Annotated in this window: 4 protein-coding genes; all 4 read right to left on the bottom strand. The window is 49.5% G+C overall.

The annotated features are described in order from the left end of the window. Window positions 1-8 precede the first annotated feature (8 nt). The gene (locus HMPREF1487_RS25220; protein ID WP_010799625.1) at window positions 9-2,147 is read right to left on the bottom strand and encodes an ATP-dependent helicase; all 2,139 of its coding nucleotides are present in this window, start codon (window positions 2,145-2,147) and stop codon (window positions 9-11) included. Window positions 2,148-2,530: 383 nt separating this feature from the next. After that, window positions 2,531-9,388 carry an N-6 DNA methylase gene (locus tag HMPREF1487_RS25215; RefSeq protein WP_010799624.1) on the bottom strand — a complete coding sequence of 2,286 codons (6,858 nt, stop codon included), beginning with the start codon at window positions 9,386-9,388 and terminating at the stop codon, window positions 2,531-2,533. A gap of 75 nt (window positions 9,389-9,463) precedes the next feature. Next, window positions 9,464-10,915, bottom strand: a complete 1,452-nt coding sequence (locus tag HMPREF1487_RS25205) for a hypothetical protein (protein ID WP_010799623.1) — start codon at window positions 10,913-10,915, stop codon at window positions 9,464-9,466. Window positions 10,916-10,923: 8 nt separating this feature from the next. Further along, window positions 10,924-12,411 (bottom strand): YqaJ viral recombinase family protein, encoded by a 1,488-nt coding sequence (locus HMPREF1487_RS25200; protein WP_010799622.1) that lies wholly within the window; start codon window positions 12,409-12,411, stop codon window positions 10,924-10,926. Between the last annotated feature and the right edge of the window lie 19 nt (window positions 12,412-12,430).

The raw sequence follows: 12,430 nt of genomic DNA, 5'->3' as shown, positions 1-12,430 counted from the left end.
GGTGGTTACTACATCGTAATGGGTATATTGAGTTTCTCTACCTGGTAAGAGCAACCAAGCGTTAGCAAGTACTCATTATATACTTCCGGGTCGGCTGCCTTGATGGCTAGAGGTTTACTAAGCATTCCCGGAATGGTTTTTGATAAGTACAGGTTTGATTCATATAAAAACTGGCTAGCAGAACTGCCATCAGCTTTCAGGTCGTTAGGGTATCCGCGCTTACCCGCTCTGAGCCACTGGTGAAGCATCGCGTCTGGTGGCGAAAAAAGGTATAGGGCTTTTTTTGCCCTGGTCATCGCAACATAAAAGAGTCGACGCTCGTCTTCCAGATGCCTATCCGCCTTGTCACCTTCTAGCTTTCGCTTTGGCTTATGAGGGAAGGCGCCCTGGGCTAACCCAATCATGATTACACAAGGCCACTCTAAACCCTTAGACCGATGGACGCTGGTCATATGGACGGCGTTAGTAGACTCCTTTGCCTTTTCAGTGAATGTCTGTAGGTCAGCGATGTGCTTTAGGAACTCAGGTAATGTCCCGTTACGGCTTTGCACGTACGCTATGAAGGCCTCGACCAGCTCCCACTGATCGCTTGCGTCATCCTCGCTCTTGGCATGCTTGTAGATACTCCTTTTTATATCTAGCTCCTCTGCTAGATAACCAAGTAACTCTGATGGATTCAGACTTCGAGCTTTTGAGGACAAAGATCGACATTTACGCCAAAGCACACCCAGCCTGGATACCCGAGTGGCCAGTTCACCTGATGTTACTGCGAGCGTACTCGTGAACTTAGCAAAACCATCAATGCCTTCAGGCTGTTTTAAGACCTCAATTGCGAGCTGGCAAGAGCTATCCCAAGATAGCCCAAGCGGGGGACAATCCAGTACGGCTCTCATATCCTTGATAGAGCCAAAGTCAGGATCACCTGCATATGGCCGTTCCGCAAACTGCCCCGCCGCAAGCTTCAGCCAGCCGAGTAAGGAGACTACCCATTTATTGGCTAGCACCGAAGCCTCGTCTCCACCCTCTAAGCGAAACGGAATGCCCGCTTGGAGCAAAGCAAATTGGCTAGCGCCAGACTTGGAGTAGGTCCTGACTAGAACGGCGATATCTTTCAGTGTCCCCCCGCTTGCTAACCATGCGCCAACAGTCTCGACTAACTTTTTCCCGTTACCATGATCCCATTCAAGGTATAGCTCAGTAGATGGAGCTTTATCACCTGAAATACAAAGCTTGAGAGCCCGATCTGCATTACCCGTGATTACATGGTTAGCTGCAACGGACAGTGCATGTCCATAGCGCCATGTGCGCGTTAACTTGTATACCGTGGAGTCTGGGAAATCTCTTTGAAAGTCTCTGAGAATGTATGAGGGCTTGGCGCCACGCCATGTATAGATGGTCTGATCGTCATCCCCTACCACCATGACTCGGGCTTTCTGCCCCGCATTGAAACGCACAAGGGACTGCTGCGATTCACAAATATCTTGGTATTCATCAACAATGATATGAGCGTAGCGATCAGCCGCGACTCTTGCGGCGTCCGGGTCCTGTCGCATCAAAACCACTGGATCATAGATCAAGTCCGAGAAAAAGCGCTTCTTGGCCCTGGCGCGTGCCTGCTCGTATTGGGCAAACATAGGCACAAACCATTGGTACTTAGCATCAAACTCACCGTCAGCCCAGACCTCTGCTGGAGTCCTCAAATCGCTTTTTACACGGTCTATAAAGCTCAGAAATACATCAGCAACAATGCGAGGATATTTATGCCCATACTTCAAGCAGACGTTTTCAATCACTCCTGTGGCGAATCGCTGTGCAATGCTGGGGTTAGCAACAAAATCCCAAGGCTCCGCTTTGCCCTCACGAATAAGTCGGTTCAGTGTGAGCGTACCTAACGCGTGATACGTCATGGAGGCTGGGGCGTTACGCTTACCTAGACGATTAACCAACCGGGCTCCAAGCTCCAAAGCCGCTGCCTTGTTAAACATCACTGCAATGATGTGATTAGGCTCTACACGCTTGGCCTCGACAAGATAGGCGATACGCTCCGCCATGGTCGTCGACTTGCCTGATCCTGCAACTGCAAGGACTACAGCATGACGGTCTATGGGGTGATTAACGATTACTTGCTGCTCCGCCGATAGCGCCATCAGTTAATACTCCTTCTGATGTAAAGCATTTAGAGAAGACCTCTTATTTCCGAGGACATTGGGCTAGAAAGCCCGGTCGCCTGTGAGGCTTCATGTCAAAGTAGCGCTTCAGGGGAGCAGCACATGAACTCAACTCCTTTCCAGAGGGGTTACTTAAGCAAAGGATCATTTGGCAGGCGCTTCCTGCATTGCCCCCTAACACTTGTGAGGAGTCTGCATGAGTCTCAGCGGAATCCGGCTGTTGTTGATCACTGTCCTCAGCCATAGCTACTACTGATGGGACAACTACAAGGGTGGCGGCTAAAAGAAAGCTTTTCATGAAGTACATCATTTACTCTTCATAGATAATGCAGAGAAAGGCCCCTTGCAGGGCCTTTGTAGATTTAATGAGGTCCGAGAGCCCTGTTGCCAAATCGAGTAGAGGTAACTGCTTCTTGAGCTAGGCTCAATGCATCTACATCAGGGTCTGGCATTTCGAAATGAATATGCCCCTCGCCTTGCGACTCATCAGCCTGCGCTGCCGCATTGTCCGGATGCGCGGGTACTGCCTCAGGGGCATCTTGACCAAGTTGCTTGGTGCTCTCGCGGAACTGCTCGAGCATTCGCAGGAAGGGGTCTGGCCCTTCAGCTTGCTGATCAAAGTTTTGCTGAGAGAACCAATGATCAAGCTCACGCTTCCGACTCCATAGTTCCTGGTGCTCAGTTCTATGTGGCCACTCGGATGAAAGGTCGATATCCCCGAGCACTGCCAAGTTCTTTTTCGCAGCATCAATAGCCTGAGTTAGCTCAAGAATTCGCTCGTCCGCTCTGAACCAGTCACGTAACCGCTTACCAGTCATCTGCTCATTTTTTGAAGGCTGAACAATGTTGATAGGGAGGAGCTTTCCATCAAGCTTGCCTTTGATTTCAGCATATTTAGAGGGGTTTAAAGACACCACGAGCTCGATATCACCAACTCGCATATTGAGGGGCGCTTCAACCTCGTTGTTGCGCATCAACTTGGCTTCGATGAAGGGAAGTCTGCTCAGCACTGCCTGCCCAATCGGCGTTGCATAGAGCCAAGTTGCATCTCCATCTTGAAGATCTTTGACTGGGCCTGTAACGGTTACATGGCTAAAGCGGCACTTAGGAAGAGCTTCCTTCACTTGTTGTTCGACTTCTAATCGTTGGATGTGGATCGACTGATCTAGCTGGAGGCTTCTAGCCAGCGAAGCCTTGTTGGCTCGATCTGCATACCAAGCCCTCTCTTTACGGTCTAGCTTGGCAACCTGATCATCTAGCTCAACCTTCTCGCGTATCTTAGGATTGCCTGTAGTCACTGCCATAACTTCAGCATATCCAAGGTCCATCTCCTCACTGACCTCACGGCTGGCAATCGAAGGATCAGCAAGCGCCTGGCTGATGAAAGCTGCTTTACGCTTGTTGGTCTCCCACATGAAAAGATCGAACGAATCCTTGGTCGTGTACCGATACTCTTCAACCTCAGCGAAAAACTTATTACCTTGCCGTTCAATACGGCCTTTACGCTGTTCTATATCTGATGGGCGCCATGGGCAATCGACATGGTGTAGGGCACAAAGCCTCTCCTGGACATTTGTACCAACCCCCATTTTCTCTGTAGATCCAAAGAGAATTCGTATTTCACCCGAACGGACCTTTTCAAAGATCTTCTCTTTGGCATCGTTGGTCTTCGCATCATGGATAAATGCGATATCCGCTCCTGGCATGTCCATATCAACGAGTAGATCTTTAAGAGCGGCATAGCATGAGAAGGGCTTGTCTTTACCTGGCGTTCCGAGATCGATGAACACCAGCTGCGTCCCCTTAACCTCAGAACTTTCCTTCCATATTCTGTAAAGGTTTTCAGCCACAGCCTTTAATTTGAGTGAGCTGTCTTCCGGCAAGATGTCTTCAACCAACCGCATGTCCAAGGAAGCTTTGCGGCCTGCGGTAGCTACTGAAAGCATGTTGTCCTCGTCAGGCCTAACCTTGCCTTTTCGAACAGCGACGGCACGAATAGCTAGGTGCTTCATGAATGCCTTTTGCCAATCGCTTTGCTCAACCGAAACGGTATGGGAGTGAACCTTCGGCACTGGCAGATTGAGTTGCTCCTTGCTTTTCACATCAGCGAAGGACCTGAACAACCGTATCATTTCGGGCAAGTTAACGAATCGAGCGAAGCGCTCGTTCACCCTAAAGCCCCCTCCCTCTGGAAGAGCCTCTAACCCACTGACAATATCTCCAAAACGGTTTGCCCATTCATCAAAGTGGGTAATGCCCATCTCATCCAACAGTTCTGGACGGAGCATCTTGTTATGCACATAGAGCTCACACATTGTGTTTGCGACCGGTGTGCCCGTGAAGAAATGCATACCGAAACTCTTGCCATGGTAATCACGTAAGTACTCACCAAGGGCGTTAAGGTTGAAGGCGCGCTGCGAGCTCGAGGTAGTAACGCCTAGCACGTTCATAGCTGAATTGAGGCCAAGGTTCTTATACAGGTGGGCCTCATCGACTAATAGTGCATCTACGCCCAGTCGGTTGATAGTGATCATCCCTGATCGTTTAGACGCTTCATCAAACTGCCTGATTGTATCTTCGCGCTTACCTGTCACTGTTTTCAGTGAAGCCTGTAGCTGGCGCTCGACACGGCGGTTCTCGGTCTCTGCGATCTTGCAATTAATAACGTCGATTTGCTTGTCGAACTGCTTGAGGACAATGTCTAGGGGCGCTGAGATCTGGTTGAGCAAAGAGTGAGTACATACAACAAGGTCCCATTTGTTGTTACGTGCGATAGCAAGGAAGCGTTTACGATTTGCCCCTCTTAAGTCTTCCCCGGTCACCATTAAAACTCTGGCTCCGGGATACATCTGCTTCGCTTCTCGAGATATCTGACCCAGCATATGGTTGGGTACTGCAATCATGGGCTTCTGATACATGCCCAACTGTCCGAGTTTGATAGCGATAGCGACCATCTCAAAGGTCTTGCCAGCACCGACAGGATGAGCAGCCATGCTATTGAAACCCATCATAGCCATGGCCACTTTGTCACATTGGTGGTCTCTCGGGCGCCAGCTTGGTGATAGACCAGGGAAGGTTAACCGTGAACCGTTAGGCGTGGGAACACGTATGACGTTGGTAGCTTGGTTATACAGGTGAGTGAAGCGCTCGATCCGATCAGGATCACTCGCTACCCATTTGTAGAAAGCATCGTTCAGCTCGTCCTGCTTGCCTCGAGAAGCCATTGTCGCGACTTCGTTGAGTACGCTTTTGCCGTCGATTTTATCGTAGTGAGAGGGACGCTGACTGTTGAGAAGCTTTTCAAGGAGTATTTCTAGGCTGGCATTCTGTGTCCCAAAGAGAGCCGTTCGAGCAGACTCATGCTCACGCTTAAAGGAGTCGGATACATCAATTGTCCATATACCCGCACCGGCGCTATAGCGAACCTTAAAGTCAGCCTCAGTCAGCTTTTGGTTAACAAGACTAGATACGAAGCCTCTAATATCATTGGCAGGTATCCAGTTGGAGCCTAGCCGTATCGTGATTTGCTCAAACGGGATTGGTGCAGGCTGTGCTGCTTTCAACGCTTCGACATTAACCTTGAAGCGCTCATCCAAACTAAATGCCTGGCGGGCCTCTTCAAGTTTTTTGACTACGTTGCCGCTCAGGTAGACCTCACTACTAATGTACTCGTGACTGTGAGGGTCAACGAAGATAAAATTGCCGAGCAAATCATTGATAAGAGCCTCACGTGCGATTCCGCTGATCTCAGTCATAAAATCGAGATCGACCTTACCTCTCCGGTCAATGCTTATATAAAAAGCATCTTCAGAGTTGGTTGCATTTAGTATCGCGTCACTTCGTACAACACGGGCAGTGAAGGTATCAGCTAAAGCCGTAACCTCCTCGAGCTCATCGTCCCAGAGCTCCAAGGACATGACCTCTGTGCTACCTGGATCGTCTTCAAAAATCCGTACGTTGTATAGCTTATTGACCGGACCGTGGGCTTTTACGAACTCATCATAAGCTCGCTGAGCGACACCTTGAGCCTGGGCCAGTTCGTCGTCGGTACCATTAATCTGTGCGTTGATTAGTAAACGAGCAGCATCTCGTAGTGGAAGATAAGCGCGGAGAACCGCCTCCTTTTTCGGAGGGAGCTTTATCTCCTCGACCAAGTGATGATGGCCATTACGAATACCGTTTTCGTCAAATTGGTCGACGATATCTAGTACTAGAAAAAGACTTTCATCGATCAGAGTGTAATCACCAACCAAACCTTTGAAGTCTTGAATCTCTACTGCGCTGGCATAGTCAAAGTCACGCTCCCGACCCAAGTCAGAAAGAGCCTGGACAAACTCTGACTGCGGCCATTTAGACCTATTGGCAATACCTGGCGCGATTGATTCTTCAACTTTTTTGTCCAGCAGCGCAGCAATGGCATCGACCTTTTGATAGATGGGCAGTCCCCTAAGGTCATCACTTGTGATTACTTGTAGCTTAGGACCGAAGGCTGACGAGGCGACGTCATAATTACCCAGCACATGCTCTGGGTGATCAACAAAATACTGATTAATAAAGAACTTATGTTCTTCTTTGTCAGCAAAAAATGACTGCGGTATAGATTTAGTGAAATCAAAATCTGGCGCTGTATGATCAGGCCTGCGTTGAAGAACCAACAGGTCAGTGGTTACTGAGGCATCCTGGTCAGAAAAAATCTCAACAGGTAAACGGAAGGCAGCTACTAAATTAGCGCGAGCCATTATTTGCTGACGGATCCGGTCGTCTTTCTTGTCTAATGTGCCGCTTGAGGTGATAACGCTCATGATCCCACCTGGCTTTAGGTGGTCAAGGCTGCGAACGATGAAGTAGTCGTGGATGTGCTTCGCATCTGGATAACGCGAGTCGGTGATCAACGTTTCCCCAAAAGGAACGTTGCCAATTACCCCGTCAAATCCTTTGTCTAAGACTGTCTGCTCTAGTCGCTTCTCCAGAATCACAGCATCTGGTGCATTAATGCGGGCCATACGAGATGCAAAAGGGTCACATTCAACACCAACAAGGCGTGCTTGTGACTGAACTTCTTCAGGGGCGCATGAAAAGAAAAGACCTGAGCCGCAGCCAGGCTCTAGAAAGCGGCCACTTGAAGCTACACCAGCCTGCTTGAACACTTTCCAATTCGAACGGATTAATGGGGCTGGGGTGTAATAGCTTTCAAGTCTGTTTTCAAGCAACTGTTGATTAAACACACCCTCTTCAACGCTGAGATGGTCTGCGACCATCACCCCAAATCCATTTATTCGGTTGATCCGATTGTCTGTTCTGAGCTCAGGCGCTACGCCCCCCCAACCTTTGAAGCCCGTTAAATCAACCTTCTCGCTTTCTTCTAGCGAAGCTAGCCCTGAACTCTCAGCCTTGGACATTGCAGCAAATGCTTTCAGCACTCGACTTACATCTGAGAAGGGAGTGCGCTGCCCCTTGAGGACCTGATCGTAGGTAGTACCTCTCCAGATGCGATCTGGTGTCTCCTCTACTTGCTCGGCATCTATTACACCGCTCCGTTGCGCATCATTATGAGTGGAGCTAGCTGATTCATTAGTGTCTAGCTCAGGCTTCTCTAGGGAAATAGATTCGTTTTGACTAGCGCCCCATATAGCGGAGGCATGGCTTTTGATTTGATAAGCAATATGACTTGGAGATAACTCGTAAGAGTCAACCACGTCAAAAAGGGGCTTGATAGATCCTTTCTCTGCGCCTACATATACCCAGCCGTCCTGGCTGGCCTCACGGTAGATTTCTTGTATCCCTGCTCTACTCCACTTCGCGCTCCGATCAGGATCTGCTTGGTCGTATAACTCATCTCTAGCCCAGCCTGCATGGAGCAATGCAGCCTCTATTTGGTTTTCATGGTCAACCAGAGCTTCAATTGTTGCAGCAGCCAGAACATTTCCCTGCGCCAGCAATGATTGAAGCTTGGCAAAACCTCTAAGCTCGCCCTCCTGAGCAAATAACTCAATGGCGCTAGAAGTTAGCGAAAGCTCACGGGAGAGGTAGGTTCTTTGTGCTCGTGATAGACGCAGTGAGGCTTCGCTACCACCTGCTGACGCGTGCATCTCCTCTATAAATTCCTGTAACGATAGAGGATTGGCCGTAGGATCTTGTTTGAATAGAAAGTAAGCATCAGCAGGCATATCCTGCTCAAAAAGCTGCCTTACTTTTGCTTGCAGGGCAGTCACTTCATCCGAGTCTAACTCTGCGTCAGAGGCATTAGGTAAAGACGAAGTTTGGGATGCTTGGACAGGCTCCAAAAATAGTGAGCTATCTGCTTCGTAGAAGGTCACCTCTCCGGTTAGATCATCGACTATTCGTGACTCTATATTTGTAGAGGCGTGATTGATGTTGTAGCGCTCAATGAACCGGCGCAGAACTGTCGGAATGGACTCCTGCAACTCAGAATGGCTAGAGCTGGTTTCGACTCGGAACCACTGCTGGGACTGGTCAATCAGAAACTCGAGTGCAACAAAGGCGCTTGGAGAGCTTGGAGCCGCTGTTAGCTCTTCAGACTCAAGCTTACTTCCTGCATTAGAATCTCTTGGGCCGCCTGCTTCGAGTGATTCATCCATGCGAGGCGGTCGAAGTACGTTGCCGTCTTCGGTAGTGGGTTCATCCTCATCCAGTCCTTCGCCAGATTGCGGGCTTTGTCCGCTAGTGACTCGCTCTGCTTCAAGAGGTAGGGCATCAGCTCGTTCTTGTCTGATAGCGACTTCATCATTGACGGATTCAGCTCGTACATCATCTCGTGCATTATCCTCCCCCACATTGGAAGGGACTCGAGCTCTGGCATCATCTGCGCCTCGAACGTCATGTTCAGGTAGCTCTCGTGCATCTCGGAATTCAGCGCCATCAGTTCTATTCTCTTGGGAAATGGGTTGTGGGGCGTTTCGTTGTGTCATGCCAGCTCGAAGGGCAGGCATGATTTTATCAATAGCCGTTAGCTCAAGCTGAGCTTGAGGAAACAGCCGTTGTATGTTGGCAGGACTCAAACCAGCAGCAGAACGAGTCCAGTACTCTCTATGGACGAACCGCTCATCGCGTTGAAAACCAAGGCTCTGCAACTCTTGACGGTGGTTGGCCAATCCGGGGCCAACCATGACGAGAGTGTGAGCACCCTTACCATTAAGATCTCGGGCAAGAAAGAAATTCAGCCCGTAAGGTTTCATGTTTAACCAGTGCTTATGCGCCATGACTACAAATCCTATAACGCTATAAACAAAGGCGGGTTTTCCCGCCTTTGTAGATCTCCTTTAAAAAAGGTCCGACTACATGCTTGGCCGGGAGCGGCGCATGCTCTGTCTAGCGGCAGCTTCATTAAGGAGGCTTTCAACGTCTTGATCATCGGAAACACCTTGGGGTGAGGTGCTATCCATCATCTCCATAGCCGCTAAATCCTGAGCAAACGACTCAAAGTCATCTTCAAAACCAGTTGGCTCATCGTCGAAACCTGCGCCAGGCTCATCAAAAGCATTTGGAGCCATCTCTTCATCAAACTGAGGTTCAGGCGCTGGCGCGGCTGACGTAGGCGCCGGGCTACGGCTGATCTTGGTAGCGCGTTCATTTGGGGCTTGTTGGCGAACAGCTTGTGCAGCTTCTTTGGTTTTAGTTGGTGGCTGTGTGGCTTGTTGAGCGCTTTGAGACTGGGCTGCACTTGCTGGGGCACTTTGTTGAGCTTGTGCTCGGGCCTCACGCTCAAGCTTCGTAAGCGGAATGGATTTAGTAAGGTTTCCACCCGCAGCAGGGACTGCATTTACAGCCATCATGCGGCCTTTCCGCGATTCCTTAACATGGATATCGGCCAAGCGAAAACCAGCCTGGATAGTAGGTTTCCCGTCCCCATCGAGTTTGTCTTGGTTGATCCAATCGAAGGCTTCAGGAATACGGATGTAATCGTTTAGGCTGTCACGGCCCACTGTTATGGATAGCCCTGGGATGACGTAGATGTCTAGCTTGGATAGAGCAGCCTCGGGGAGGCTAGCTGCAATTGACTTAAGGTTATTTATATTGGCGTTGGCCTGGATCCTGGAAAGGATTTCAGAGTCTTTAGGCAATCGATATTTGGGAGCATTTTCAGGGCCTTCTTTAATCATGCCAGTGCCGTAGACCTTGAAGGACTGGCCCTCGAAACGAATGACCGCAAACGGAGTTAGGCCTGGCTTAGCCGTTTTACCGTCACCCCAGACAGGTGAGTCTTTGACGTCATGTGTAATCTTGCTCTTATGCTTGGCTGCCCATGGTTTCAATGCTGTAAATACGACCCTGTCTAACTCAGTAATGATCTTGGCTGCATTCAATTGCTGGACATTACTTTCGATATCAAAAGCATGAACTTGGGCACTTTGCATTTGTGTTTGGCTGTTTGTGCGCGGCTTTTCAGCTTGAACAATAGCTCGGAGACACAACTCATCTTGTCCATATGCATGGAAGTATTCAGCTTTATAGAGCGTTAGCTGACTTAGCTTAGGATTGGGAGGTAGTCGAGAAACCTTGTCGGCCCTAAGTATTCCCCCGACTTCAGGAAGGTGCTGGCCTGAGCTAGACTTTTGAGACGTAACAGCCACAGCAGCCCCGTTATCTACTCTCGTGCCAATAGCACGAAACGAGTCGCTGTTATTTGAAGCAATCTGGACCTTTTCGACCTTCATAAGGAAGTATTTGGCTTGGTCTTCCTTGCGCATCTGGTTGAATTGGCTTTTAAACAGCTCGCCGATATCCATGGTAACTCCTAGCGCATTCCTGCGCTTCTCGTGGGGCGTTTAGTTGAAGTAATCTCATGACTGCCTTCGCGATGCGCGTCGGCAAAAGCCTCTTGAAGAGTCCCCGTGGCCTCTCTAAAAGGCTCCTCGATGGCATCCATGCCATCTACGTGTTGATTGCATGGGGAGTTTTCGTCCATCCATTGCTCAAGCACGGTTGCAGCTGAACGTTCGAAAACGCCAGCCATTTCCTTGTCCTGTTTTTTGGTTGAAAGTCGAAGACTTATCCCCGGCTTATTGAAGTCGCGCAAATCAACACCAGCCGCTCTTAAGTAGGCATCAGCCTTGGCGATATCCAGTGATGATGAATAGAGATGCTCTGCATCAGGGTTACCATTGAGCCGCTTAATTTCTTCAATCAGCGCCACTATGGAATATTTACGCTCTTCAGATGCAAGCTCAGTTTCAGTGGCGCCCCGCGCAAGCGCCTCCTGAATTACCCTTTCCTTGTCGCGTCCATTTGGGGCGATTTTTACGATACTAAGAGGAAATTCTTTGTCCTCTATATCAACGTCCTGGAGCCGCCCGGTTAAACCTTCACTGGCCTTCTGTAAAACCTTCTCTAGGTGGCTGATGCCAGCCTTGGCCAAGGCATACTGATACTGATATTGAGCCACGTCGAAAAGGGCTAGCTCGTCTAGCTCCAATTTTTCATTGTTACTTAAAGAGGGAACTTGGCCCTTTAGGACGAATTCATTCCAGCAGTGATAACCACAGTCAAGAATATCTAGATGCATGTCACGTTTGATATCCACGACATGCGAAACGACTCTGAACCCTGGCATATCGAGCTTGGCGATACTCTTGGCTAGGTCATGTAGATCTGGCTGGCTGAGAGAATGAATCTTTTGAACTAGCGAAGCAGCGATCTCTGGCGCCAGGTCCAGCTTCGTAAGCAGAAGGCCTTCTACCTTGATACCAGCGAAGCGGGCTTGAAGATGGTAGTGATGCAGCTGGACTTCATAGTCAAAATCGATGTCATCGGTATAGGTTGACGGAACCTTATAATCATTGAGGAACCGTTTACCGTTGATGATTACGAAGTCATCAGGGTTTCCGATACACCACTCGTAACCTTCTCTCTGTTTTGCTGAAGCTATCGAGGTCAAGGCATTCGTATCTTGCGTCGCCTGGTACCGATAGAGAAATGACAGCCTTGCTAGATGCTCTAACGCGTTTCCACGACGCATATGAGCAGTTTCAAATGAGGGAAGCCGCATCATCAGCTTGCTTTCCACAACCTGCTGAAGGTTCGAAAAGCCGCCTTTCCCTTTGAGGTTCTGAATGCCTCGAATCACTGCCCCCATTTCAGAGCCGCCAATACCACCTAAACGCTTGGCATGCCAAGGTGCGCGGTCAGCGTGCCACCGCATCACTCCTTCCAGCCAACGGGTAGCATCCTCTTGCCTGATTAAAGCTGCTTGAGGAAGCGACTCCAACGTCTGTTTAAGCAGCATTACTTACGTACCGTATCAT

Origin of the sequence: Pseudomonas sp. HPB0071 (genome assembly GCF_000478505.2) — a bacterium.
In the GTDB taxonomy this organism is placed as follows: Bacteria; Pseudomonadota; Gammaproteobacteria; order Pseudomonadales; family Pseudomonadaceae; genus Chryseomonas; species Chryseomonas luteola.
This window is presented reverse-complemented; position numbering and strand designations above follow the sequence as displayed.

What these genes read in the sequence shown, in the direction of transcription:
- HMPREF1487_RS25215 (WP_010799624.1), bottom strand. Translation starts at nt 9,388, where the DNA reads ATGGCGCATAAGCACTGGTTAAACATGAAACCTTACGGGCTGAATTTC.
- HMPREF1487_RS25200 (WP_010799622.1), bottom strand. Translation starts at nt 12,411, where the DNA reads ATGCTGCTTAAACAGACGTTGGAGTCGCTTCCTCAAGCAGCTTTAATC.
- HMPREF1487_RS25205 (WP_010799623.1), bottom strand. Translation starts at nt 10,915, where the DNA reads ATGGATATCGGCGAGCTGTTTAAAAGCCAATTCAACCAGATGCGCAAG.
- HMPREF1487_RS25220 (WP_010799625.1), bottom strand. Translation starts at nt 2,147, where the DNA reads ATGGCGCTATCGGCGGAGCAGCAAGTAATCGTTAATCACCCCATAGAC.